This window comes from Desulfosporosinus fructosivorans, assembly GCF_004766045.1.
Classification (GTDB): domain Bacteria; phylum Bacillota; class Desulfitobacteriia; order Desulfitobacteriales; family Desulfitobacteriaceae; genus Desulfosporosinus; species Desulfosporosinus fructosivorans.
On the sequence record NZ_SPQQ01000005.1, the window covers coordinates 251,110 to 277,941 of the forward strand.

22 protein-coding genes and 1 pseudogene are annotated in these 26,832 nt (G+C 40.7%); 3 read left to right on the forward strand and 20 right to left on the reverse strand.

The window, feature by feature from the left end; translation table 11 throughout:
* Positions 1-7: 7 nt before the first annotated feature.
* The 4 genes from E4K67_RS15765 to E4K67_RS15780 form a co-directional block, all read right to left on the reverse strand.
* The gene (locus E4K67_RS15765) at positions 8-1,168 is read right to left on the reverse strand and encodes an efflux RND transporter periplasmic adaptor subunit (protein WP_135548341.1); all 1,161 of its coding nucleotides are present in this window, start codon (positions 1,166-1,168) and stop codon (positions 8-10) included.
* Positions 1,169-1,205: 37 nt separating this feature from the next.
* Positions 1,206-1,820, reverse strand: coding sequence for a TetR/AcrR family transcriptional regulator (locus tag E4K67_RS15770; protein WP_135548616.1), 615 nt, complete (start codon positions 1,818-1,820; stop codon positions 1,206-1,208).
* A 370-nt stretch (positions 1,821-2,190) separates the two neighbouring features.
* Positions 2,191-3,057 (reverse strand): GGDEF domain-containing protein, encoded by an 867-nt coding sequence (locus E4K67_RS15775; protein ID WP_135548342.1) that lies wholly within the window; start codon positions 3,055-3,057, stop codon positions 2,191-2,193.
* Positions 3,054-3,524, reverse strand: a complete 471-nt coding sequence (locus tag E4K67_RS15780; RefSeq protein ID WP_338031884.1) for a hypothetical protein — start codon at positions 3,522-3,524, stop codon at positions 3,054-3,056. The genes E4K67_RS15775 and E4K67_RS15780 overlap by 4 nt, the downstream gene beginning before the upstream one ends.
* Positions 3,525-4,327: 803 nt before the next feature.
* Between E4K67_RS15780 and E4K67_RS15785 the strand changes: the two are divergent.
* A pseudogene (locus tag E4K67_RS15785) lies at positions 4,328-5,641 on the forward strand (FAD-binding oxidoreductase); the annotation flags it as partial.
* Positions 5,642-5,818: 177 nt separating this feature from the next.
* Positions 5,819-7,594, forward strand: coding sequence for a multicopper oxidase family protein (locus E4K67_RS15790; protein WP_243454510.1), 1,776 nt, complete (start codon positions 5,819-5,821; stop codon positions 7,592-7,594).
* 154 nt (positions 7,595-7,748) lie between these two features.
* On the opposite strand, the gene E4K67_RS15795 is transcribed toward E4K67_RS15790, so the two are convergent.
* From E4K67_RS15795 to E4K67_RS15865, 15 genes are all read right to left on the reverse strand, one after another.
* Positions 7,749-9,899, reverse strand: a complete 2,151-nt coding sequence (locus E4K67_RS15795; protein WP_135548344.1) for a CDC48 family AAA ATPase — start codon at positions 9,897-9,899, stop codon at positions 7,749-7,751.
* A 351-nt stretch (positions 9,900-10,250) separates the two neighbouring features.
* Positions 10,251-10,832: a TetR/AcrR family transcriptional regulator gene (locus E4K67_RS15800; RefSeq protein ID WP_135548346.1), complete on the reverse strand. Its 582-nt coding sequence runs from the start codon at positions 10,830-10,832 to the stop codon at positions 10,251-10,253.
* A 62-nt stretch (positions 10,833-10,894) separates the two neighbouring features.
* Positions 10,895-13,990: an efflux RND transporter permease subunit gene (locus tag E4K67_RS15805; protein WP_135548348.1), complete on the reverse strand. Its 3,096-nt coding sequence runs from the start codon at positions 13,988-13,990 to the stop codon at positions 10,895-10,897.
* Entirely contained in the window at positions 13,987-15,216 is a 1,230-nt protein-coding gene (locus tag E4K67_RS15810) for an efflux RND transporter periplasmic adaptor subunit (RefSeq protein ID WP_135548350.1), read from the reverse strand. Before E4K67_RS15810 ends, E4K67_RS15805 begins: the two co-directional genes overlap by 4 nt.
* Before the next feature lie 305 nt (positions 15,217-15,521).
* The gene (locus tag E4K67_RS15815) at positions 15,522-16,601 is read right to left on the reverse strand and encodes a gas vesicle protein (RefSeq protein ID WP_135548352.1); all 1,080 of its coding nucleotides are present in this window, start codon (positions 16,599-16,601) and stop codon (positions 15,522-15,524) included.
* Entirely contained in the window at positions 16,564-16,947 is a 384-nt protein-coding gene (locus E4K67_RS15820; protein ID WP_135548354.1) for a hypothetical protein, read from the reverse strand. The genes E4K67_RS15815 and E4K67_RS15820 overlap by 38 nt, the downstream gene beginning before the upstream one ends.
* Positions 16,925-18,094 carry a GvpL/GvpF family gas vesicle protein gene (locus E4K67_RS15825; RefSeq protein WP_135548356.1) on the reverse strand — a complete coding sequence of 390 codons (1,170 nt, stop codon included), beginning with the start codon at positions 18,092-18,094 and terminating at the stop codon, positions 16,925-16,927. Before E4K67_RS15825 ends, E4K67_RS15820 begins: the two co-directional genes overlap by 23 nt.
* Positions 18,095-18,140: 46 nt before the next feature.
* On the reverse strand, positions 18,141-18,455 hold the full coding sequence (locus tag E4K67_RS15830; protein WP_135548358.1) for a gas vesicle protein K: 315 nt from the start codon (positions 18,453-18,455) through the stop codon (positions 18,141-18,143).
* A 25-nt stretch (positions 18,456-18,480) separates the two neighbouring features.
* Positions 18,481-18,957 (reverse strand): hypothetical protein, encoded by a 477-nt coding sequence (locus tag E4K67_RS15835; protein WP_135548360.1) that lies wholly within the window; start codon positions 18,955-18,957, stop codon positions 18,481-18,483.
* Between the two features lie 47 nt (positions 18,958-19,004).
* Positions 19,005-19,415: a gas vesicle protein gene (locus E4K67_RS15840; protein WP_135548362.1), complete on the reverse strand. Its 411-nt coding sequence runs from the start codon at positions 19,413-19,415 to the stop codon at positions 19,005-19,007.
* Between the two features lie 28 nt (positions 19,416-19,443).
* Entirely contained in the window at positions 19,444-20,361 is a 918-nt protein-coding gene (locus E4K67_RS15845; protein ID WP_158408494.1) for a GvpL/GvpF family gas vesicle protein, read from the reverse strand.
* 50 nt (positions 20,362-20,411) lie between these two features.
* Positions 20,412-20,840 carry a MarR family winged helix-turn-helix transcriptional regulator gene (locus tag E4K67_RS15850; RefSeq protein WP_135548366.1) on the reverse strand — a complete coding sequence of 143 codons (429 nt, stop codon included), beginning with the start codon at positions 20,838-20,840 and terminating at the stop codon, positions 20,412-20,414.
* 338 nt (positions 20,841-21,178) lie between these two features.
* Positions 21,179-21,793: an RraA family protein gene (locus E4K67_RS15855; protein WP_243454494.1), complete on the reverse strand. Its 615-nt coding sequence runs from the start codon at positions 21,791-21,793 to the stop codon at positions 21,179-21,181.
* Positions 21,794-22,093: 300 nt separating this feature from the next.
* Positions 22,094-23,224 (reverse strand): aldo/keto reductase, encoded by a 1,131-nt coding sequence (locus E4K67_RS15860; protein ID WP_135548368.1) that lies wholly within the window; start codon positions 23,222-23,224, stop codon positions 22,094-22,096.
* Between the two features lie 552 nt (positions 23,225-23,776).
* Positions 23,777-25,126 carry an APC family permease gene (locus E4K67_RS15865; protein WP_135548370.1) on the reverse strand — a complete coding sequence of 450 codons (1,350 nt, stop codon included), beginning with the start codon at positions 25,124-25,126 and terminating at the stop codon, positions 23,777-23,779.
* A gap of 310 nt (positions 25,127-25,436) precedes the next feature.
* Between E4K67_RS15865 and E4K67_RS29785 the strand changes: the two genes are divergently transcribed.
* Positions 25,437-25,589: a hypothetical protein gene (locus tag E4K67_RS29785; RefSeq protein WP_158408495.1), complete on the forward strand. Its 153-nt coding sequence runs from the start codon at positions 25,437-25,439 to the stop codon at positions 25,587-25,589.
* A gap of 246 nt (positions 25,590-25,835) precedes the next feature.
* Here E4K67_RS29785 and E4K67_RS15870 read toward each other — a convergent pair whose 3' ends face one another.
* A complete protein-coding gene (locus tag E4K67_RS15870; RefSeq protein ID WP_135548372.1) occupies positions 25,836-26,813 on the reverse strand; it encodes a uroporphyrinogen decarboxylase family protein in 978 nt (325 codons plus the stop codon).
* Positions 26,814-26,832 lie beyond the last annotated feature (19 nt).

Consider the following 26,832-nt stretch of genomic DNA (forward strand, 5'->3'; position numbering starts at 1 on the left):
TGTCCCCCTATTCTGAAACCACCGTGATCTCATCACCCTCTTGAAGCATGTTCAGGTTTGTAGATATAATTGATTCATTTCCTTGAAGTCCTGATTTGATCTCTGCCTGATTATTTACTAAGTTTCCAACAGTTACTGCAAGTTTTTTTACAATTCCATTATCATTTATGTATACGGAATAGTCGCCTTCCTTCCCAGTTATGAGCGCTACAGGGATAACAAACTTCTGGACTTTTACATCATCTGTCAGCATTACCTTAGCAAATACCCCCGGTCTTAACGACAACTTCTCATTATTCAATTGAATCTTCACCTTGAAGGCCCTTGAGGATGGATCGGCAGAGGGGTTGATGCTTTTTACGATACCTTCATAATTATTAGTATCATCTTCATTTAGCTTTACCCTAGCCTTTTGTCCTATTTTTATAGTTTGAATTAGAGCTTGGTCTACCTCAATAGCAGCATCTATCACTGAAATATCTTTAACCTTACCCAGCACGCTTCCTGGAGCAAGAAACTGTCCAAGACTGACATTTTTTCCGTCCATAACTCCGGTGATTGGAGCTCGGATGATCATATCGGCTAATCCAGTTTTCAGATTGTCAATATTGGTCTGCGCCGCTTGAATATTAGCTTGACTAGAAGCAATGTCTGCCTTAATCATTTTAAGAGACGTTTCTGCGTTATCCAGTTCAGCCTGAGCAACAACACCTTGCTGCGCCAGTATTTTTGTCCGATCGTATGAGCGTTGAGTATTTTCTAGGCTCGCCTCCGACTTTTGCAAAGACGCCTTTGAAACCTCTAACTGACTTTCAGCGGACTTTATCTGATTCTTGATATCTTGATCATCTAAAATTACAAGTGACTCACCCTGTGTGACTTGCTTTCCATCATTAAATAAAACACTGATTACCTTTCCGCTGTTCTTCGAACTAACAATTCCTTCCTGATCAGCTTCCAGTGTTGCTTTATAGTGTAACCCTTCGCCTTGAGCTGCCTTTTGCGGACTGATTACTTGTACTGCGACCTTGTTACTTGCAACTGGTGCCTCACTTTGTTTGTCCTTGGCTAAAAAAGTTGATTGAAATTCATTTCCATTAAAAATGGCAACTCCACCTATAAAAATAACGACTATAATTACGATTGAGATCATTCTTTTTTTACTCATACCTTCACCCCTCATTAGACTGAACAAAATCCAATCCTTACTTTGTTTTAGCACCTATTCCGTTTAGTATAAAATCAATCATTTTTTTCCTATCAAGGTCTTTCTGATCCTGCGACCAGCAATCACCCAGAATATGCACCTTGAATTTACAATAAGCTCCAATCATTTCGGGTATGAAATTTGCCGCAAACTCCCAATCAAATTCCCTGAGAATTCCCTCTGCAGACCCTTTTTCAAAGTGTTTCCGTAATACATTTACAGATTCCTCTCTATTACTCAAAATCATTTCGTACAACGTTTGCTTTACTTCGCAGCTCATTTCGAAAAATTCACCAAACACCATGAACTTGAAGAAGAACTCAGTCTCTTCCATCGTTTCCTGAGTAAACTTAATAATTTCGTTTAATATATCCCGCAGCGTAGTTTTATCCCTAATCCTTCTGTTAATTTCATTAAAGAAATGACCTGTTTTCGTCTTGACTACCTGTATAAACAAATCTTCCTTGTTCTGAAAGTATTCATACAGAGTACCTTTTCCAAGTCCTGCCTTCGCTGCGATATCCTTCATGCTGGCATTTGTAAAACCATTCTCACTAAACACTTGAAACGCTGCATTTAATATTATTTCCTCTTTGTCTTTCAGCCTGGCCATATTAACCTCCGTTCCGATAATGTCCGACTGTTCGGTCAATATAAATATATTGTGTCTCTTTAGACATGTCAATATCTTATAGCATAAAGAATAAAATATGCCTTTAAATATATAAAAAAAGCACCCTAAAGAGTGCTTCATACAGAAGGTTTGTTATACAGCCATCTTGTTGACACTTTCAGCAAGTCCATTATTAAAAACTTTCTAATATCTAATTATAGCAATAAGCTCCCCATGTGAAGGAGAGCTTATTGTAATTTTAAGAAGGTTGTGATCAGTGATTACCCATAGGGAATATTACAGGCTTTCGGATGGTACTGGCTCCATCAATTTATTGGGAGTAGTCATAATATGTCCTTGAATTTTCTTTTTAGGCGATTTCATCTCCAAGCTGAATTTCTGCCATGGAAAGTGTTGCGTTAGTCTTTTTAGCTTCTGTTGACCTTAGACTCGCAATATTTATCAGTTGCTCCATTGTGTGCCATGGATCATCAGCACGTTCTTCATGCCGCCGTCCCCCAACTACTCCTGCTGAAATACTTATCTCTATTCCACAAGTAAAGCTGTGCCGACCTATAATATCCGCTAAATAGTAAGCTAAAGCTGCACCTGTGTCCATGTGTGCTGGTAATAAAATAGCAAATTCATCCCCTCCAAAACGGCACAAAAAGGCCTCCGAAGGAGCATTTTCTCTTAACAGTTTGCTCACTTCGATTAAAATATTGTCCCCTACTGTATGTCCGAAAGTTTTATCGATTAAACCGAAATTGTTTATGTCAAAAAAAAGAATACTAATTTCTTGCTTATTTTCAAGTAGTCGAACGCCATGATAATATATGTAATCACTCTTATAAAGACCAGTCAATGAATCAATATGAGATCCTAGTTGAATCTCGAGCAGGTTTCGAGGTAGAATACCGGATAATATACCTTTTTCTTCTACTAAGAAGACATCTAAACCGGTCTCGTCAAAGAGTTCTTTGGCTTGCCAAAGCGGCATTTCTGCAGGAACTGTGACCGGTTTCCCTCGCATAGCATCTGCAATGATTCGATTGGGATGTGTTCTCAGGAGCTCCTTGTAGGTTATTACTCCAACCAGATTACCTTCATCCATTACCGGACAACAACCATATTCTATTTCCAATAATAATGTCCTTATCTTTGAAACTCCATCCAATACATCCACTGCGTAGAATTCTTTAGAATAAATATGTTCAACTCGCCTAATATTAATCATAAATCAATAGATTTGCTGATGTGTACAGTTATATTGACATGAGCTTTGATAATCGTAGTTTCATCAACAATCTTCCCTCCTTCCTCTAAAATGAACTCACATAATTTATCTTCGGGGATCATGTTCATCAGAGCATTACGTACTACTATGGCTTCTATGACTGGGTGATCAACTTTAATGATCTTATATTGATCTGGGCTAAGGACATCAACCATCCTTTTTAATGCCTCAGGTCCTATAGGTGCATTACGACCCACAATGACAACGTCTTGCATGGGAGGCATTTCAAATTCGGTCAGATTCATTTGGATTTCCGCTTTTTTGGCTTCTTTCATGACGTTCGCGTTAGACCTCCGTTTTTTTTGATATATAATAACTAGTTTGTCCAAAATAGTCATTTGATAGTTCTTCGAAAAAGCACCGCGCCTCATCTCTACATGCCCAATAAAACGAGTTAAATCCTGCATCAAATCTACATATGTCTCTTTAAGAAGGAAAACAGAGCTCCTTCGATGTTTCTTACTGCAGCATTTCAGTTAATATCGACTTATTGCTTTATGTTACACCACTACAATTGATAATCCCACAAATTTTGTTCGACATATTTTGCATAAAGCGAAAAACTGCTCAGCTGTTCACAACACTTTTAACTTAATACTATTAAACACACACTTTATCTTTGGCTCTATATTAATTAATTTGTCATTGTTGCCTCAGTAATCGTTACCCAAAGCATGGTATTTGTAGAAATCTATTTTCATCGCATCCCCCCTTGCAGAAAGTTTTAACACCAAATATTATAAGCTTTACATTGGCGGATTGCGGTGTTGTTCAGCAAATTGTTCCGCAAAAGAACAAATCAATTATATCACTTCCATCACGGCTTTTCCGTAAGGTTAAGCCGTTCTTTTATTGGAAACACGAAAATTTAGGGCAACAAAAAATCTAGGGTCATTCATGATTCTTGCAACAGTAGCAATCTTAAGTAAACAGGCATACTTTATCCTAGGTTTGGATACCAAAGCGTTTTGGGCAATACGTAGCAGCTAACGTTAAAAAATGTAAATAGTAATTGTTTGCTCTTTCCCGTTTTTGAAATGGCGTCGCATTCTAGCAGTACTATCGTAAATTCTTATTTGAATCTAAATGCCATTCGGCTGTCCTCGACACTGAAAACGCTTGTCCAGGGTTCCAGACCCTCGTTTTGGTCAAGAAATTGACCGTATTAGCTACTGAATAATTTATACAAAAGTATATAAACTGAGAGGACGTGCTTATCTTGGAACAAGAAGGATTAACAGGTAAGGTTATATGGCCTTGTGATCCAGAGTATGAACAAGCTAGACAAGAGTACAACAGAGCTATAGATGAATATCCTATAGCAATTGTCTATTGCTATCATAATCAGGATGTAGCCAATGCCATTCTTTGGTCGGAAAAAAATCAAGTAAGACTTCGCATTCGTTCAGGGGGACACAACTACGCAGGCTATTCAACCGGAACGGAGAAACTGGTAATCGACACGACACTAGTGAATCATATAGAAATAGATACTCTTAAGGACGTAGTAAAGGTACAAGCAGGAGCTAGGCTTAGAAAATTATATGAAATACTATATGAATACGGATATGCATTTCCGGGAGGTACTTGTCCTACAGTAGCAATTTCCGGATTGGTTTTAGGTGGAGGAATAGGTTTATCTACCCGCTACTTGGGACTTACCATTGACAGCTTGATTGAAGCAGAAATGGTGGATGCCAAAGGAAATATATTAATAGCTAATCACAACTGCAATCCAGATTTGTTTTGGGCATTACGAGGAGCAGGAGGAGGAAATTTCGGGGTTGTCACTTCCTTCACGTTCGCCTTAAAAAAGAAAATAGATAAAATAACGCTTATTCAACTGAAGTGGAACAACAATCAACCTGCTAGGCTCAGCTTTTTGAGTGTATGGCAAGAATGGTTAGAAGATTTGGATAGAAGAATGAGTGCATTTGGCAGAGTATATAAACAAGGGGCATTAATGTTTGCTTTCTTCTATGGAAGCCCCGCTGAAGCCAGAAGACTATTAGAGCCTATCCTAAGTATACCGGGGATTACTTTTGAAAGTATCGAGTATGTTGATTTTATTGATGCTGTAAGCACCATAGGAAACACATATCCGAAAAGTGAGAAATTCACGGACACAGGAAGATTTATGTATAAGCATCTTTCCGACCATGAATTAGGTGAAATCATAGAAATAATCGATAAAGCCCCTACGGATTATAATTCCTTTGTTAAAGTTTATTCATTAGGCGGAGCAGTAAGTGATGTTATGAAGAATAATACTGCTTTTTATTATAGGAAGGCAAACTATATTATGGCCATTTCGTCAAGCTGGGAAGAGAATGATGAAGCGTCAATCAACAAGGAATGGGTAGCAGAGGGCTTTTTATATATTGAGAAGCTTACTTTAGGTTCATATGTGAACTTTCCGTATACTAAACTAAAGGATTACCAAATGGCTTATTATGGTCAATACGTGAACGTTTTGCAAGACATCAAGACTAAGTATGATCCAAGTAATGTATTCAGTTTTCCTCAAAGTATTAATCCTTCACAAAACCCAGCTACGGAATTATTCACTGCTGACCTAAAGCGCCCCTACTCTGTTAGCAATAAAGAAGATAAGTCGGTAGGTGAGGGTGAAAGCGACCTAGAGGAAACTCATTTAAATGGAGCCGAGAGTTTAGCGCCTAATCCCCTTGATCCGACAACTATTCCGAAGTTTGTAAACCGATTTTTTGTCCCGCCTGTCTTTATGCCAACAGTTGTAAAGCACTCGATTAGCTGTAAAATAAAAAGCCACGACTATAATGTGACAGTCAGCCAGTTCACCCAGCAAATTCTACCAGAAGGTTTTCCTGAAACAACCGTATGGGGTTATGGCGGCAAAGTCAGGATTCCTGAAACGGATGAGATCATACCTGATTTCAAGTCTACACCTGGTCCAACGTTTGAGGCCAAAAGACACATTCCCATCAATGTGCAATGGAGCAACAACCTAACTGAACCACATCCGTTAGCGGTAGATCCTACGCTACACTGGGCTGACCCGAATAAAATGGGCATGCCTATGCCCCCCTTCCCAACGTTCCCCTCAGGATTTCCTTTAGCCCAAAGCCCCGTGCCAATGGTTCCTCACTTGCACGGCGGGGAGATTGAATCATCTTCTGATGGGTACCCTGAAGCTTGGTTTACTGCCGGGGAAGCTGAAATTGGACCTGCTTTTGTTAAATCCCTTTATCATTACGTTAATGAGCAGGAACCGACCACTATGTGGTATCATGACCATACGTTAGGTATGACTCGCCTGAATGTCATGATGGGACTCGCCGGTTTCTATTTATTACGCGACCCTCAAAATCACCTCGATGAAAAGCATTCCGTGCTTCCGCAGGGCAAATATGAGATACCCATGGTCATCCAAGACAGGTCCTTCTTTGACGACGGCTCCTTGGCGTATCCCAGTAATGGACTCGTTCCGAATGTTCATCCCTACTGGATACCAGGGTTTTTAGGTAATACGATTATGGTAAATGGCAAGGTATGGCCCAATTTGGATGTCGAACCCAGGCAATACCGTTTTCGAATTTTGAACGGATCTAATGATCGTTTCTATAATATGGCCTTCTCAAATCAGATGCCATTTGTGCAAATTGGCACAGATGGTGGCTACCTGCCGAAACCTGTTCAGCTCGACTCCTTGCTCATTGCTCCTAGCGAAAGAGTTGACATCCTTATAGACTTCTCCCAGCTAACACCCGGCACCAAATTAATTATGACTAATACTGCCAATGCTCCGTTCCCTAATGGGAATCCACCTGATCCCCAGACAACGGGACAGATTATGCAGTTTACTGTGCTGAACAAACCCGCTGTCGTACCCCCACCATTGCCAAAAATCTTGAATATTCTATACCCACTCAAACGTGACAGCAAAAAACGAACCCTGACTCTTAATCTGGTTCTAGGCCCCACGGGACCCTTAGAATTTCTGCTGGACGGTCAGAAATGGCATATGCCGACCTCCGAACTACCCTTAGTAGGATCTACCGAGGACTGGCAAATCGTTAACCTAACGGGAGGGGCTCATCCGATTCACATCCACTTAATTCAGTTCCGGTTGATCAGTCGTCAGGGCTTTTTGGTTAACAAATATAGGAGCGATTGGTTAGCCCTAAACGGTGAGCCTCCCCTTGACCATCCAACTAAAGTGTTACCCGTGGAACCTTACCTCCTGGATGGACCAATTAACCCACCCGCTCATGAAAATGGCTGGAAAGATACAATTCAAGCCTATCCCGGACAAGTAACTACGATCAGGATCCGATTCGCGCCTCAAGCCGAGGTGGTCTCAATCCCCGGCATTAATCAATTTCCCTTCAATCCTGCCGCGGAGCCAGGTTATGTTTGGCACTGCCATATTCTCGACCACGAAGACAATGATATGATGCGTCCCTACGAAGTCAGAAATCCGCTGGAAGATTGTTAGCTGCTGTTACTCTCTGTAGACAATATAATAATAGTTCAGATTGGAGACTAGGTTTATCCAGTCCTCAATCTGAACTATTGACATTACAAGTACCACTACGAAAAAAAATGTCTTTTTAGCTTTGGTATTCTTCAAGCCTTCCGGGTAACTTTTCTTATTGCTCCCGAAGAATACGGACTGCATTATTTATTGCCGTATGCATATCCTCTGCACTAATCACCAAATTATCCAGGCAATCCTCACCACTTGTGATAAACCTATCCATAGCCATCAGCGCTGCTTTTTCACATATGCCGTAAATATCAGAACCGGCAACCCCGGCAGTATGACCTGCCAGTTCTTCGATATTCACTCCCTCAGCCACGGGCCTGCCTCTCAGATGAATTTTAAAGATCTCACATCTCTCCAACTCATCAGGTTCAGAAATTTGAAAGATGTGATCAAACCTGCCCTGTCTCAAGAGGGCAGGGTCTACCAGGTCTATCCGGTTGGTGGCAGCAAGGACAACAACACCTTTCAGTTCTTCTACCCCATCAAGTTCGGTCAGCAACTGACTGATAACCCTTTGACTCACACCTGAATCAGAGGCTCCCAAATCCCTTCCACTCGTCATGGCATCAATCTCATCGAAAAATATTATACAAGGAGCAGCCTGCTTCGCCTTTTTAAAGATTTCTCTCAATCTCTTTTCTGACTCACCCACCCATTTAGTAAAAAGAGCCGGACCTTTAACTGAAATGAAGTTTGCGTTGCTCACAGAGGCCACGGCCTTAGCGATGAGGGTCTTACCACTCCCTGGCGGTCCTGCCAATAAAATACCTTTCGGATTTCGAGCCTTCACATGGTCAAAAAGTTCTCTATATTTAAGCGGCCACTCAATTGCTTTCTTAAGAGCTTCCTTTATCTCACTTAACCCACCTATATCGTCCCACATTACATTTGGAATCTCAACAAATACCTCACGAATGGCAGACGGCTCGATCTCCCCCATTGCACAGGTAAAGTGGTCCATGTTGACCTCCAGCCCAAGCAAGCTCTCCTTGGGTATAAAGTTCCTGTGAAAATCTATTTCAGGAAGGATCTCTCTGACAGCAAACATCCCTGCTTCCCGACATAAAGCCTCTAGATCTGCTCCGACAAATCCATGTGTGATCTCAGCAAGCTTTGCTAAATCAACGTCCTTCGCCAGAGGCATTCCCCTAGTATGAATCTCAAGAATTTCTGTCCTTCCGCCTTTATCAGGTACACTGATAGAGATTTCTCTGTCGAACCTGCCCGGTCTCCGCAGGGCTGGGTCTAACGCGTCAGGAATATTGGTCGCCCCAATAACTACCACCTGCTTGCGTTTTTCCAGTCCGTCCATCATCGCTAAAAGCTGGCCTACGACCCTCTTCTCGAGCTCTCCGGATACCTCAGTCCGTTTTGGCGCAATCGCATCAATTTCATCAATGAATATGATGGCAGGTGCATTACTGGCAGCTTCATCGAACACACTTCGTAATTTGGCCTCGCTCTCTCCATAAAACTTATGAATGATTTCAGGCCCGTTTACTGCAATAAAATGAGCCTCGGTTTCCGAGGCTATAGCCCGGGCAATCAAAGTTTTACCCGTTCCCGGAGGGCCGTAAAGCAAGACACCTTTGGGCGGATCTATCCCAATCCGTTCAAATATCTCTGGAAATCTGAACGGAAGCTCGATCATTTCCCGTACCCGCTGTATTTTAGTATGAAGGCCTCCTATATCCTCATAAGCAATTCTGACCCTACCTTTCCGCCCATCAGTAGTATTCACAATTTCCAATGCTGTACAAGAATGGATCAGCACAACCTCCCCCGGAGACGTCTTAGTCACCATAAAATCCATAGATCTTGACCCAAAGAGTGCGACCCGGACCCGGTTACCTTGCCTCACAGGCAAACCTTCCAGTAATTTGCAGATATATCTGGTATCCCATCTCTGATTGGGGTTACAGTCTTCAATGATTGGAGACAAAGTAACAGAACTGGCTATAGTACATATACTTTTTCTCACAACCACTTCGTCATCAATACCTACCCCAGCGTTCGCGCGCAGGATTCCATCGATCTGGAGAATTGATTTACCCCGGTACTCCTTATGGGCTGGCAGGACCTTGGCAACAGCATCCTCTTTGCCAAAGATAGAAATAACATCACCAACCTCTACACCTAACAAGAGGATATCGTCCGGATCCATTCTTGCAATACCACGCCCCACTTCTCTGGGCCCAGCTTCTTGCACTCTCAGAGACATTGTATTTTCCTGACCTAAATACACGCCTGTCATCCCGGTTTGCTCCCCCTTTATGCTTATAAACTTTGGCCAGAGTTAAAGACTCAAATCCATTCTAATCTTCGAATCTCTGATTATTCGTTTTTGAAAGTAATTGGCATCACACATATACATTTATATTGAAAAGCATTGATAAGTATTCATAGATTTCAAACTCTATTGAAATACACGGAAAAATAAAATATTTTATACCAATTTAAAACTTCTTTAGAAAACACCCAAGCCAATAACCTCCCTCAAAAACTGATGAAGGAGAGTTACTGGCTTGGGTGTTTTATTTCCCTTTGTCAGTATGCTAATTATATGGTTAAAATCAGATCACCATAGAGGGGGGGATATTTCCTGTTATTCAAATAATAGTTGTATTGCCGATAACGAACAAATCATGTCTTCTGGATCTTGAGCTAGCATTACCTGTATAGAAGTTCCAAACATAGCTCCTAATATCATCCTTGATAAGGCTACAGATGAATAGCTTTTATACTTTTCTTTAATGGAAAAGCTACATAAAATATATCTTTCAATTAGGTTTGTCAAATCATTAAAAAGATTACTAAGAAGTTCTTTCAACGCTCCCGACCATAACGCCATGCTTGTCAAGTCAAAAAGAAGCTTAAACAACTCAGGTTTTGTTCGCAACATATCTTCAAAATACTTTATAAAATATGCTATCCTTTCATCTGCCGATTCGCCTTTTTTTAAGTTATCCTCAATTTCAGATAGATATTGTTGAGCTAACATCTTGATTACTTCTATTAATAGCCCCTCTTTATTTCTGTAGTAGTAATTTAACTGACTTAAAACTACACCTGCTTCATCCGCAATATCTCGTAACGATACATTTGCATAGCCTTTTGATGATATACATTTAAACGCTGCGTTAAGTATTCTTTGCGATTGACTCACTTCATTTATTTTTTCATTCACAGATCATGCACCTCAAATCGGACGTATGTATTATTCATTATATCGCTTATGCATTCTTCGAGTCAACATAGCTCTGGATCAAGCTTAGTCTGTTTAATGGAGTTATTTTTTCTCTTCATTTTATATTGTGCTATTATGGTGTAAAAAATGGGGACTACGACAAGAGTGAGGATTGTCGAATACAACAGCCCAAAAATAATCGCGATGGCCAGAGGGCGGAACAATACATTACTGGACACAGCGATAGGTATCAGGCCTACAATTGCCGTTGAACTTGTCAACAGAACCGGCTTCATACGTGCTCCGACTGCATTGATTACCGACGGCTTTAACTCAGCTCCGGTATGATATTCATTCTCAATAAATTCAATCAAGACAATTCCATTTCTGGACACAATGCCAACCAATGAAATAACTCCCATAAGTGCCATGAATCCGATGTCCGACCTGGTTATGAACAGCCCGATGAAGCTACCAGAAAAAGCAAGAAGAATTGTTAAAAGCATTAAGAAAGCCGCACTCAGGGAGTTAAATTTAATAGCAACTGTAAGGATGATCAGCAAAACCGCAACAGCCAGGAGCGTTCCGAGTTCCTTCAAAATATCCATTTCTTTACTGATTTCTCCGCCCAACTCCCAGTAGTACCCCTCGGGTAAAGTGATTTGATTAAGTAATTTCTTTACTTCAGGTGTGGTATTAAAGGCGGTATAGCCCTTTAAATCACCTGTCACGTCAATCACCCGAGATAAATTCCTATGGTTTATTACTTTTAAATTAAAAGAGGTTTTCATCTGGGCGATTTCCTTCAAGGGAATTTGCTGTCCTAAGGCATTGGGTACCGCTAAGTTTTCAATCCGCTGTAGAGGATCTGTTATTGATTTATCTGCGTATAGATCAATATTGATCAGGTCCTTACCGTCATCAAAATTGCTGACTAAAATTCCATCTGTGGCTAAGCGCAAAGTACTGGAAAGAGCTGCACTACTGACTAATTTATGATCCATGAGCGGTTTATTGACCTCTAGTCGAAGGGTGAAAAGGTTGGAACCCATGCTATCCTGAATATTGCGTATCCCTTTGACATCTTTTATTCTTTCTTTCACCTGCTGTGCAATACTGCTTAATTCTGTTATATCCTGGCCATAAATCCTAATATCGACCGGTTTTCCCACTGGAATACCCAATACTAATTCTCTGGGCATAATTACCGCTTCAGGATACTTTTCTTTTAGTTCGTCATACCATCGGTCTACTACTTCTGCCGTTTTTGTTTTATTATCCACTCTAACAATCAATTGTCCTAATTCAGCGCCAATTCCTATAGGTTTGTCATCGCCGAACATATCAGGAGCACTGCCGCCTGCATATGCCGATACCATGACAACTCCTGGCTGGTTTGAAACCCATTTGGAAACCTCCGATACCAGATTTTTGGTATTTTCCAGGCTGGTGCCCGAAGTTCCTCTGATATCAACCAGCATTTCAGACCGGTTCGCAGGCGGAAAAAGCTGTATTGGAGAAACAAAAATCAATCCATAAGCAGATATACTTACAATTAAGACGGTTAAGCCGATAAGCAAAGGTTTTTCTAAGACAACCGGCAATATTTTGAACGCATACCAGTCTGTGAACCTTTTAAATGGTTTTCCCAGCAATCCAGCGGGTTTTTCATAATCCTCTATCTTCTTTCGCGAGCGTTGTTCGTACCATGTGCGAAATATTGGAACAATGGAAATGGACATCATCATAGATGTTCCCATAGCGAGTGCTGCGATGATTGGCAGCGGACGTCCCATCTGACCAATTTCGCCGGATAGAAAATATAGAACTCCAAAAGAGAAGATCGCTGCCAATACTGCCGTAAAAATAGATGGCAAGACCTCTTGGGCTCCTTCAACAGCTGCTTGCTGGGGTGTTTTTCGGAAAACAGAAAGGTGCCTGTTGATATTGTCATTGACAACCACCGAATCATCGACCAGTACACCAATCAGAATAATCACAGAGTAGATGGAAATCTCATTTAATGTGACATTGAAAAATTGGGCAAAAAGCATGGAAACTGCAATGGAAATAGGGATAGCCAGGGCAATGATTACAGAGGTTACAAAACTCAAGCCCAAAGAACACACCAGCAGGACTGCTGCAATTGCGACAAGCATTTCCCGGGTGATGTCATGAGACAAGTCATCTAGGTAATCCGTCTTGGTATAGACATTTTCTATTTTTGCCCAGGAAGGAATGTCTTTTTGAAAGGATGCTTCTTTCTTGTCTACATCCTTTTGGATCTCGACGATATTGCTCCCCAGATTTGCTACTAAGGTGAAGGATATGGCTGGCTTCCCATTATGGTAAACGTAGTGATCAGGTTTTTTAAAACCGACGGAGACCTTGCCAATATCTCTCAGATAGACCGGATACCTATCTTTGGAAAGGGTAATGAGGCTATTGTTTAATTGCTCCGGGTTATATAATTCATCAAGCTCCAACTTATATGTACGATCTTGGGTGTCAAAATTCCCCATAGGTGCCTTTGTATTATCTGCCTGGATGGCGCTGGACACCTGCTCCCACGTAATCCCGTATTCACGAAGCTTTCCGGCGTCCAGATCGATCTGGACTTCCTTGGTGGGCAGTCCGATCAATTGTACATCTGACACGTTCCGAATGGTTCTTAACTGATCTTTCCAAGAATTTAGCGTTGGATAAAGGCTATACAACTGATCAAAAGTGTCGGCAGTAACATTGAAGGTCTGAATGAAAGATTTGCTCAACTCATCGTTGACAGAGGGCGCCAAAGTACCTTCCGGGAGCTCTGGCTTCACGTCCCCGACTTTTGTTCTCAGTTCCTCCCATACCTTTTCTATATCAACATGTTTTTTAGCCTCAACCGTAATAATTGAAACACTGTCCTTGGATTGCGAAGTGATGGTTTCAATGCCGTGCATTTCATTTATTTTTTCTTCAATTATTTTGGTTACCGCATACTCTACTTTTTCAGGAGATGCACCTGGGTATACAGTCGTTATCATAGCACTGTTAGCAGCAATATCCGGCATTTCTTGGCGTGGGATCTTGAGGAAATTGAATAATCCCATGACCACAATCATTGAAAATATAAGCAAGGTTATTTTTCTTTTCTTAACAAAATAGTTTATCAAAATTTCACCCCCCCTACGATCTTAATTTTATCTTTATCAAATAAACGTTCCGCACCTTTAATAACCACTTGATCACCAGGCTTTAGACCGGAAGCTATCTCTAACTTATCATTCTGTATTTTTCCGAGTGTAACAAATTTTTTTACAGCGATATCATTGTCAGCTATAAAAATATGCGGATTTTCATTTCCATTTTTGATGACCGATGCTACGGGAATATAGATAGCCGCCTTCCCATCAATTGCATGTGAGCATGTTATGACCTGTCCCGGAAGCCAGTCATTTTGTTCATTAGCAATCTTCACCTCTACTCCAATGGTTGCGGTTCCTTCGTTGATGGAGGGGGATATTTTTGTCACTGTTCCCTCTTTAGAGTTTCCATACAGGGTTGCTGTGACTTTATCTCCGATCTGCCAGTTTGAAATTTCAGAATCTGGAACTGCTAGTACAACTTTGAGGCTTTCAATATTACCAATCTTAAATACTGGTGTGCCGACATTGATTAACTGACTTGCCGTAATATATTTGGCTATGACCGTCCCTGAAATCGTCGATTTCAGTTGCGTTTTTGATAACGCAAGGGTTGCTTGATCTTTTGAGGCTACAGCAGAGGCATAGGCTGCTGAAACCTGGTCACGGTCTTCCTTACGGGCGCCTTCTGTTGTGAGAGAGTAGACCTGTTGTGCTGAAATCATGTCTTTTTCGGCAATTGTGAGTTGAGTCTCGATCGACTCGTATTGAGTTAAGGCAATACCACCTGACTTATAGAGTTCTTCCCACCTTTTACAATCAGTCAAGGCCTTTTGATAAACAGCGGTAACCTGATCTAACTTTGATTTGGAAATGAGTATCTCTTGTTCACGGGCCCCCTTTGATATTAAGTCTAAGGCCGCAGCAGCTTTTTTCAAATTTGAATCTGCCATATTGACCTGCAACTGATAACTTTCATCGTCCAATTCGGCAAGGACATCCCCGACGTTGACCTTTGTGCCCTCAGTGACATTTATGTTTTTGGTTCTTCCTGGGACTTCAAATGAAGAAGTAGTTTCCTCAACTACCTGCAATGTCCCTGAGAATTTCGAGATTTCAATTTCATTTTCTTGTTTTACCTCAATGGCCGCAACTTCTTTTATTCCCTCTACTTGAGAGTTTGACTGTTTGCAGGCAGTCATCGTTAAAATCGTTATCAAACACAAAAGAATTACCAGAATACTTTTAACCCTCATGATTAAACACCACCTTTACAAAAGTTGAGTTTTGCCACATGTTTATACACTCCAGTTGACGACAATATAACTCCTTACATAAATTAATACATACATCCGAATAATTCGGACGTATGTATTAATTTATCTTAACATATGCATTCCTTTTGAGTCAATCATATGAATACAATGCCTGAGAGAAAATAAAACATAAATCGCAATAATATTAAACAGGAATCAGTCTGCCAGCAAGCATCCCTGCTTTCCGACATAAAGCATGCCTGTCATCCCGGTTCACCCCACCTTTAGGCTTATAAGCTTTCTCCTTATTGTATCCTGTGACTCACCCATCCACACCGTGAACAGCCGTTTATGAGCAAATCATCCCTGGTTGCTTTTCTGCCACACCTGGGACATGTTTCCATCCTTTTTCCGGCATCATGTTCCTTGGTCAGTTCTCCAATCACTTTCTCCCATTCCCGCAGGGACGCTTCATTGAATGAAAAGCAGACCACTTTATTTTCTTTTCCCTCTTTATATAATACCAGTAGAGACTTTTCCTCTACTGGTGCACTTCCAAACTGTACATTTTGCACGGTAACGTGTTGAAGCTTTTCAGAAGGAATCTCCAAAAGCAGCTTTCTTTCAAAATCATACCACCAACAGAGCCTCTTATTCGTGAGATATAAGTGTCCCGGTTTCCATTGATAGCGCGTGTTTCCATCCTCCAAAAAGGAGATCTGATGCCACATCTGACCCGAATGATGCACCTCTTCCTCCTGCTCTAGAAAGTCGCCCGGCACTTCTTTCTTATCCGGGAAGACAAGATTCTCTGCCAGGCTTAGTCCCTTAGCTTTAATGGCGTTTTCCAAGACTTTTCTCAAGGCATCCGAATCTTTTGTGTGCAGCTGAGCCACGTCATCTTCCCTTAACAGGAGATGTAGTTCCTTTCGCTTGCTGCCTGTGAAGTGATCCCTTTCCCGAAGAGCCATCGCCCTGATCTCTTCGTAGTACACTTCAAATAAAACTTCAGAGGGCATTTTCCTGAACTGGATCAGCCTTTTATTCGTAATATATAGTGTGCCTGCCCGCCAACTGTTATAGATCCCCTTGCTGTACCAGTGGGTTCCGAATACGGAAAAAATGATATATTCATCTTTCCCCAAGGAAGGCCTATCAATTTCTGTTTCTTTCATAGCCACAGCACGCTGGGCTTCATCCCAATCCTGCATGATACCGTATTCCAACATGGTTTCCATCCCTGCCAGGGCTAGTTTGAGATTAACACCCAGGAGGGGAATCCCGGCTACAGATATAATCAGGTCTGTATTTAACAGAATACCATTGTCAAGGATTCTATCCAGCAGGTCATTCAGTGTTGCCTGGGAGCTCCGGGTTGGCTCCATTGTAACTCCACCTTTCGGCCAGCATAAGTGTCATACTTTCATTAATCGCCTCAACCCATTTCTTAGGTTCTACCAAGGTTATGTAGACTTGCTTCGTCTCAAGGCCAGCGCTGTAGCTAATACATAGCTGTTTCACTCTCACCCCCAGCAGCCAGCTCCTTTTGGCAATGCTCATTCCGGTAATCTGATCCAGGCTGACTTCAAATAGCTTTTTAGCAATATGGATAAAATATAGCCGCCTGTTCGTAAGGAAAAAATGACCCTGCTTCCATGAGGCTCCAAACTGTAAGTGGCCTTGTGCCTGTAAGATCATCTTTTCGCCACTATTCAGACTGGTCTTCTCCATTTCTTGTCACCCCCTTTTCAGGAGTGACAAAGCTGTAAGGCGCCCATGGGCCACTAAATCTTACCGAAATACCATCGACGTTTTCAATCTTCTCCAGCTCATTTCCTAATTCGCTGACCCTGTCTTTTTTCACCAAACAAGACAGATTCATCAGCATTTGCTGATTTCCCCCAACCTTTTTAGCCTTTCCTATGACAATGTCCTCAGTGGATTCTTTAATCCTGTGGTAAAACTCCCGAAAGTACTGATCAGCACTCTCCTCAACCTTTTCCTTCAAAAGGTCCTTCAAAATTTCTTTCTCCATATAGGCAATTCCTTCCGGTTTAGTGTCGATCTCTGCCTTTTTCATTCTCAGTTTTTCATCGGTTGCAATGAGTCTCTCACTTATAATGCCTGTGTCCATGATGACCTGGACTCCATATTCCTGCTTGTCCTTAAGAACAGACATCTTTGCGCGAAAAGTTTCATAATTTTTTTCTAGCCATTCCGTTACCGCTTGATCAGGATCACTTCCGTTCTTTCCCTCTACGATCATATCGAAGCTCATAGGAAGCACCACGCCAAACTTCTCCGCTACCGAATCCAGTACTTCCTGCTGAGTGAAAAGCCATTCCTTTACTACGTTCTCATCCTCTGATTTGTAAGGCTCCGCTGAGCAGTCGTGAACAATGACACAGGTGTCTTTATAAGGAATTGTGTAGACTTCGTTACCATCCAGACCTATTGGTCCCAGAAGTTCCTTTATTCCTTGATCGGCTATACCATACACATACCGGGCAGGTTGTTTCTGCACTACTTTCTCAGGTTCATCTGCCTCTTTCACCTTTTCTTTGTCCGCGTTGACCGCTAATCTTCCCGGCTCCTCGTGTTTGGGGAATGCCTTCTTCTCAGCGGCTTTTGTCAGAGAGTTTTCCAAAACCTCAAATCGTTTCTGCAAATAGCTGATCTGCTGACCATGAGAAGGTTCCGCTGTTTTATTGATCGTTTTCCGATGAGCAGTTGTTAAAACGGACAATGCGGGGATCAGAAACTGAACTTTAGCCTCATCCGCTTCCATGTCCAAAGCAGCAAAAATCGTTTGTATATTTGTTTCATTGATCTCCTTGCCAAGCTCCTGGAGAAACATCGATAGATATAGATACTCCATAATCACCCCTACCTTTGCCTAAAGACTTATTCGATTTGTCCTTTATTCACTGATCCGCTTCTTCCGCCCATCTCTCAGGATTTAGAAGCCTGTCTACAACACTATCTACAATTTCATCCAATCCATCTCTTACACCCTTTACCGATTCGGTAATTCCCTGTTCCTCTTTTATTTCCTCAATGGCTATATCGAGTTCCATTAAGGCCCTCCCTAATCTCTCCATCTCCTTATCCGCTAAAATCCCACTTTTCATTCTTTCACGGGCTTGGTGTTTTAAAGAATCTCTAATAATCTCTACCAGAGCCATAACCAACCCCAGTAAGCCGTGTTTCAAATTGTCCTCATTAATATCAATGGCCATGGCCACTCCCCCTCTTCCCTGGATTTTATCGGAGTTTATCTAGCCTGATACTTAGGATACCCGGCCTCTGCTCCACTTTCACCTGATCGCTTACTGTCAATGAGGGAGATACCTCAGAGATTATGACAATATGGTCATGTTCATCAAAGAGATCCAGGGCTGGTTTCCCCCCGACCTCTGTCTGAAGTTGGTTAACTTCTGTGAAATCCTGCAACCACCAATGAAAAAGCACCTTTTTCCCGGTAACTCGGTCAATCCTGGATTCACAAAAATCCACCAAAGACCTGCCCAAAATGCTTACGGCTAGGGGATTTATTACCTCTCTTAGTCTGTATAAGACCTCCATATTGTTAGTAGCATTAATAAGTTCAGTCAGTTCGGCAAGTCTAACGTGTCCATGACATCGGAAATGCCAGAATAGCCTCCTGCTCTTCTCGTCCAGAGCATCCATGAATAACCTGAACTCTTCTTTATTAATAGGTCTATTTCTCCGCTGCTTCATCCTGCCTCTCCTCCACGCCAAGTTCTACCGTTAATACTTGTAAAGCATTATCTCTGAAGCATAGGCGGTATTGGCGCAGATATTCTCTGCATCTCTGCTATCTCTCTCTCTTTTAATCTCAGTTCAGCTTTGGCGCTGATCCAGCCGCACCAAGGACAACATTCAGTGAGTAACTCTTCTTTACTCACTTCCTTGCCGCACTGAGGGCATGTTTCCACACCGGCTTGTGCTATCTTCCATGCTTCAGTCTGGTAATTGGTACCAGAGGGGAATTCAAGGCCATACTTTGCTGCAGTTGCAAAAGAGGCCAGGGCGGCCCTAACCTTTATACCCAACAGCTCCACTCCGGCTACAGATACTGTAATATCTGCATTAATTACCAACCCTTTATCCAAAAGCCTGTCTATCACATCTACAAGAGACGACCTGTCATTTTTGTCCCGAACTGCTTCCATCATCTTAACGCCCTCTTTTCTTTAACTAGTGTTAATTCTTTCCGACTCCTCTTATACCGCTTATAGGAAAGAGTAACCGTACCAAAGACCGCTCAATATCTGATTTGTTCTCATCTTCTACAAAGGAATACGGAGGCCATGGCCCACTAACTACCAAAGTTATCCCCTCTGGTTCAAGTTCAGCGGATAATTTGTTTATTTTGTGCTTGAAATCATGAAATGCGTTTTTTTCTACAAGGTAAGACGCATTGAAAAACAGAGGATTTTCTAACTGCTGTTGATTGAAAGATTCCACATCCAAAATTGACTCGTGCTCGCTCGCATCTCGCAGTAGCTCTACAATGTGTGGAATAATCCCCTCAAAACGTTTTTCCATTCGTGCCTTAATCAGGTTGTCTATTTTGAGTTGAATGAGAAAGGAAGCCTTGACTGACATGAAGGAAAGCATTTCACTTCTTTCTCTAATTTCTGGAGTATTATCGATAATGAACTGTTTAAACTTTTCAGAACTCAAGTATGCCTTAACACCCCACTCCTCTCGACCTTTCACTCTTTCGAGTGCTCTCTCATATTCATGGTAATTGTCAGCTATATAAGCTATTATGTCTTCTTTTTTTCTCACAATTGAACAAAACCTTGCGGGTAGAAGAACATTCTCTTTCATCAATCTCTCAACTATCTTTTCATGAGTTTGGGCCTTTTCCTCAATCCACTCCATATCAATTTCTTCACCTACAGCTGATATTTGTACTTTAAAAGTATCAATCTCCACCTCGCTTACAACAGCAGTAAGGTTGCGATATTGTGTTGAAAAAAGGCTGCCAATACCATCGATCCCCTTATGGTCTTCTATCACTGCTGTGTCGCCCAGCATAATACAGTAAATATAAAACCCTTTCTCCTTTGTTCCGAGTTCGTCACAGATATTACTTTTCTCCATATAATCCATTATTCTCCGCCCCTTCATATGAACAGAAATATTTCCACACTCTTTCCGGTTTAGACGTGAGATACGAACTCTTCGATAATCTTAACAAAACTGCTTACACTCTCTGCTGGCATTCCCTCCAGGATATTTCTAATAAGGCTGTATCTGTACTTAAGAATATCTTCAAGCAAATCATGTCCTTCCTTTGTAAGATTTAGTTCGATAACCCTGCGGTCATCTGAACGCCGTTCCCTACTCAACAGCCCACTAATAACCAGTTGATCGGTAAGATTACTGACGGTACTGAGAGTTACACACATTTTTTCATAAAGTTCAGTTAATGAAAGGCCGGGGTTGAAGTATACCTCAACTAGCAAAATAAAGCGGGCATTCGAAATGCCTTTTAAAATCAGGTACCTACGTGTTTTCTGATCCAAAAACAATTCTATCTGGCGAAGATTTCTTTCCAATTTTACCCAGTTTTCTTTTCCTTCTATCATGTCCTCAAGCCCTCTCTAAGCTTCGAATCTCTAATTATTCGATTTTGAAAGTAATTAGCATATAATCATTTATATTGAAAAGCTTTAATAAGTATTCATAGATTTCATAGCTTATTTACAATAGAAATTTATTAAAATATTGGAAGCAACGAAAATTTTATAACAAACCCCCCCCTAAACAAAAAAACAAAAAGCACAGGCAAAATAACTTGCCCTGTGCTTTTTGTGGAGTTAGCTCTTCCGTCAGACAGTTTATTCAAACCAGTGCAGCTAACGCTCTTTTTTCTTTATAATCCTCACGAAATCATTTTTAAGCAAATTTAGATCTTTATCTGACGTTAAACTAAATCAGCCAGGTATTTTCTTACTTTATCTGGATTTCCCGAAATACTTTCTGCACGTTTTTGATCTTTATTGAATTTGTCAATAGATTTTCTTAAAATCTCCTCTTCGTTATTTTGTGGAATAACTACAACGCCGTCAACATCACCCACGATAAGGTCCCCTGGATAAATTGTTGTTCCACCACATGAGATAGGAACGTTAATTTCTCCTTGATCATGTTTGCTGCTAGCGGCTACGGTAGTGCCTTTACAAAAAACCGGAAAATCCAACTGCTTGATCCCCATAATATCTCTAATTACTCCGTCAACTACAATTCCACCTAACTCCAATGTTTTAGCCATTCCGACAATAAAATCACCAGCTATAGCCCGATAGGTGTCTCCTTTTGCATCAATGACTAAAATATTACCTGGCTTTGCTTCCCTGATCGCTATCAGCACAGCCAGGTTTTCTCCTACTGGTATTTTCACGGTAAACGCTCTGCCAGCAATTTTATAGTTTTCTTTTAGTGGTTTAACGGATGAATCCAAGTTATTTAACCCATTCATTGCGTCAGAAATGCAGGTTGTTGGAATTTCCTTAAATTCACTAATTATATTGGTCATCATAATTCCTCCATAATTTACTCATTTATTTGATACATGGAAGATCCCATTGCTGATAGGGTATTCCCATACTATCGATAATCTCTATTGAATTACGGCTTTTATCATGAACCTCAAACGGAAAATATTCAAAATCCACAGTTGTGGAAATTTTTTTGTATATTCATATTTGCCAAGATGCAGGTTCAAAATCAAGGTTAGTATAGCATTTTATTTTGAAGGGATTCAATGATGATTGACCTTTGTGATTGATTGTGACACTAACGTGTGTGAGCGATTAGTCATATATAATGATGCATGGTGTTATCTTTTTATTGCATTACTGCTGTCCATAAACTCTGCATGGACCATTTTTAATAACTCTGGGATTTCTAAAGTCTGAGGGCAATTTCCTGTACAGATTCCACATGACACACATTGATCTGCACCAGAACCTGCAGGCACCAAATTACTTTGATATACTACTGTATCTATCGGATGCGATTTCATAAGCTGTTGGCTGTTATAAAGCTTAAATATTTCAGGAATTGTTACCCCTTGTGCGCATGGCATACAGTATCTACAACCGGTACAGCCAATGCTATTTTTTGCTTCGTAAGCCTCACGAATCATTTTAATCAAATTTAAATCTTCATCTGACATAACATTTGAAGCTGCCTGTTCAAAAATTTTCAAATTATCCTTTAACTGTTGTAAACTGCTTGTGCCGCTTAAAATTGTTGAAACTTCTGGCATGTTGTAAAGCCATCTAAAACACCACTCTACCAAAGTACGCTTTTCCGGATATTGATTAATCAAATCCTGAGCTTCCTGAGGAACAGTATTTAGAATATAGCCACCTCTAAGCGGTTCCATTATAACTGCTGCTAAGCCTTTGTCTGCAGCATATTTCAAACCCTCAACACCAACTTGTTGCGTCTCATCCAGTATATTAAGCTGAATTTGAGCCATCTCCCAATCATAGGTATCTACGATTTCTTTAAATGCCTTTAAGGTATTGTGAATAGAAAAGGCTCTATGAAGTATTTTTCCTTTTTTCACCATTTTATCTAAGAAAGTAAAGCCATCAAAGTTTTTGACCTTCTCCCAATGGCCATGATTCATATTATGCAGAAGATATACATCGATATGATCTGTTCCAAGTCGCACCAATTCTTCATCTAGATATTTCTCGAAATCTTCATGTTTGTTTATATTCCAAATAGGACTTTTGGTAGCTAGGTAAGTTTTATTTCTATAGCCATCCCTTAAAGCCTTTCCCGTTATGATCTCGCTATCTTTATAAATAAAGGCGGTATCAAGATAATTCACTCCATTATCGATGGCGTAACGTACCATTTCAATAGCTTCTTTTTCATCAGAAGGAAATCGCATGCAACCAAGTCCAAATCTAGACACTTTTATCCCTGTTTTTCCATAATTTGCGTATTCCATATTGTTTCACTTCTTTCTAAATATCAATTCGGTTATCGTGGTGAGATACATCTACTTTCATGCCCTAGCCTGTACCTAGAGGACATACATTTAGCCTTACTAGTATCTCTACTTGCTCAGAGTATTTAAAACACTTCTTAAGATAGTTTTATTCTATATCTTAGAGTTCACTCTAAGTCAATAGTTTTATACGCTAATTAAATATTGCTATTGGATTTCCTCGAAAAGCTGCGTTTCCCATAGTTCTAAGGTTAGTAAATATGTCAAGGCTAAAAGAAACTAAGTTCATCTTGTCCTTATAGTGTAAATAATTAACCGCCCCCTTATGCCCTCTTCAATATTTCCATTTCAGCGCAAAAATACTACCCTAAAAAAGAAAAGTTCCCTTAGAACATTGCGTCCAAGGAAACTTAAAATATACAATCAAATTAACTCTGAAACCTCCAAATACCAAGCTATTTCCGTTCTATCATCATAACTGTCTCCGCGTACATCCTCTGGGGCGTAGTCCTTACTTAATAGAACACACACTAAACCGTGATAAAATATTATTTACTTTTTAGAGCTTATAAGCATCCCAATTAGCATAATAACGCAGAAAATAATTAGGTAGAAGAATACTGCCTTGCCATGGGCATAGATAGCCGCAATCACCATGAAGACACAAGCGCAGATAGCAAGCGTAGGCATGAGAAAACGTTTAAAAAAGTTCAGAGACTTTTCTTTTGCCATCATCATAAAAAAGATAGGGATATACATTGCATAGATACTAACAATGGGAAGTTCAGAACTATCAAAACTAAACGGGCCAAACCAAGGGGTAGCTGTCAGATTTGCACCGTAAAAGTACAAAAGCCACGTTCCGCTTAACAGAAGACCTATAATCGAAGAGTTAGTTGGCATATTGGTGTTTACATCGATGCATTTTAAAATTTTTGGTGCAGGACCCATATCTCTAGCTGCCAGAGAGTAGAAACCGCGGGTGCAACCCATCATCAAACCATTTAATGTTCCCAAGCAAGAAATTACAACGAATACGAACAAAACTGTTCCTCCCATGTTAGAGAAGACCGTAGAAAATGCGAGCTTTGCCCCTGCTTCGCCGCCTTCCATCATAACGCTGTTACTAACAGCTCCGGCCAGTCCTGTATAGTACAGAATGTAAATCAGCGCAACAAACATTGTTCCAAAGGTAAGTGCTAGAGGCAGGTTTTTCTTTGCATCCTTCAGTTCAGCATTGATACTGGTTGCAATAATCCATCCTTCATAAGCGAAAGAGGTAGCAACAACAGCGGTAAAAAGCGGGTTAGTACTGGTCACATTAACAATGACACCACCAGTGAAGTTACTAACCAAAACACCGTTACTTAGACCGACAATTGTCCCGACGACTGCCATCAGAGCAAGTGGAATAACCTTGATAATAGTTGTAGAGACTTGGAACTTCCCGGCAAGCTTTGGAGAAAGCGCGTTTAAAGCATAGCTTCCAACCAGATAAAAACCAGCAATGGCCATCGCTTCAGCGCCAACGATATTCCATCCCAGCAAAACACATGTGTATCTGGCTGAAACCCAGGCAAGTACAGAGGTGAGCGTTGGATAATAAATAGCAGCCATGAACCAACCAATAAAATAAGCGTACTTACTGCCAAGAGTCGCTTCAGCGTAGTCAACGATTCCATTCACTTTCTCATATCTAGTTGCCATCGTCGCGAAAACATAGGCACAGACGATCATTATTATTCCGCCAATGGTCCAGGCTAAGATACCCTGTGGAAGATTGCCACCAGTAGCGGTTAAAACTTTCTCCGCTTTAAAAAATACTCCACTACCGATTACAATACCAATAACCATTGCTATAGCAGTTATAAGGCCGTACTTTTTTTGTAGTTCGTTTTCCATAATCAATCTCCTCACTACCCAATATTTTGTAGAAAAAACGATATTTTTGCAGTTTCTAAACTACTGTAACACAATGTCCGAAATAAATAAATGCTAGGTCTTCAATTTTTATATCGATTATAACGTGTATTTAGCTCCAATAGATTGTTTAGCAGGATAATTCTAGTGCACCCTTAAGAAGGAAATTACTTTTTGTTGGGTGAATGAGATATTTGATGCATATTATATTAGAAGGTAACTTCCTTGTATTAGACAATTTATAGAAATTACATGATCAGTTGTCAGAAGAAAAGAAAGGCGGAGTTTGCTAATGAGTGAAGATAAGAAGTGCCCTATCTGCCCTAAATGTGAGAAGGAGTATAACTATACTGCAAATTCTAAAGATGAAATTAACGTCTGCCCGAATTGCGAAAAGATGGAAACACTTAGAATTTACGCAAAGCACCTAGTCCAAGAGGGATAAATAGTAAAATGGTACGTTTTTCTAGTTGACTAAAATGCTTAATATTACCTTCTTCTTTTCTAGTGATTGGAGTTAAGTTTATGAAATCATCTATGTCTGATTTAATAAACTTAACTCCAATCACCTGTATCATCGGGCGAGAACGATATAAATGCCATAAAACTTAATCGGAATAGGAAAACCCCCGAAGACAGACTTCGGAGGCTTTTCTAACCCGAGTATATTTGATTTTCTTCACTAATACATTTAGAACATTTCTTTACTCATTTTATCGATCGCTGCAGATGCGCTGTCGTAGACACCTGGGAAGGAACTGAAACCCAAACCTTGAGTTAGACAAGGAATAAAGTATAACTTTCCGCAATTTTTGCAAGCTCTCTCGACTTCTTGCGTAACTATTTCAGGTGTCCAAGTTGGGAAATCAACCGTACCGCTATCGATGTCTCCCATGAAGGAGATTTGTCCCCCATATTTCTTAATCAGCTCAGGGGTATTGTTGGTTGTCATAACTCCCTGCCAGATATCTATTCCCATCTCGATCATATAGGGAACCAGATTAGCCGCATAAGAATCACTGTGGTGCACGATCAATTCAACACCATTCGCTTTATAGAAGGCATAAACTTTCTTGTAAGCTGGTAAAAAGAACTCTTCAAACATGGCAGGTGAAATGAAGGAAGATTTTTGGCTTCCCCAGTCGTCATGATGGAATAATGCATCAGGATGGATACGATCTATCAATATTTGGGCATAGGCTAACTCATACTCAGTAAGGGTTTCGATGAGCTCATGCATAGCTTCAGGTTCTTCATAGAGCGCCATCAAGGCATCTTCCATACTCATGAGGTGATGCGTCATTTCAAAGATACCAGGTGCAACAAACGCAGTTACAAATTGGTCGTTGCGGTCGACAGAATTTGCGTGCGCTACAGCTACAGCCCAAGCCTCATCTGAATTTTCAATAGTAGGAACTTTAATGTATTTTTTCCACTCTGTGATATCCTTCAATACCTTGTGTTCATCGTCATGCACAGGAAATTGACCAAGCTGACCTTCCGGCCATCTGAAGGTAATGCCCCAATTATTCTTAAACTCTGTACCTGGTGTGGTCATTGATTTTACTGGAACTTCCAGTATTATATCCATAAATTCGTACTGATTGACAAATCGATCAGGATTTCCACCTTTAATTGTTTCCATTAAATTCTGTCTTTTTGTTAACATATATTTCGGCCTCCTTCTT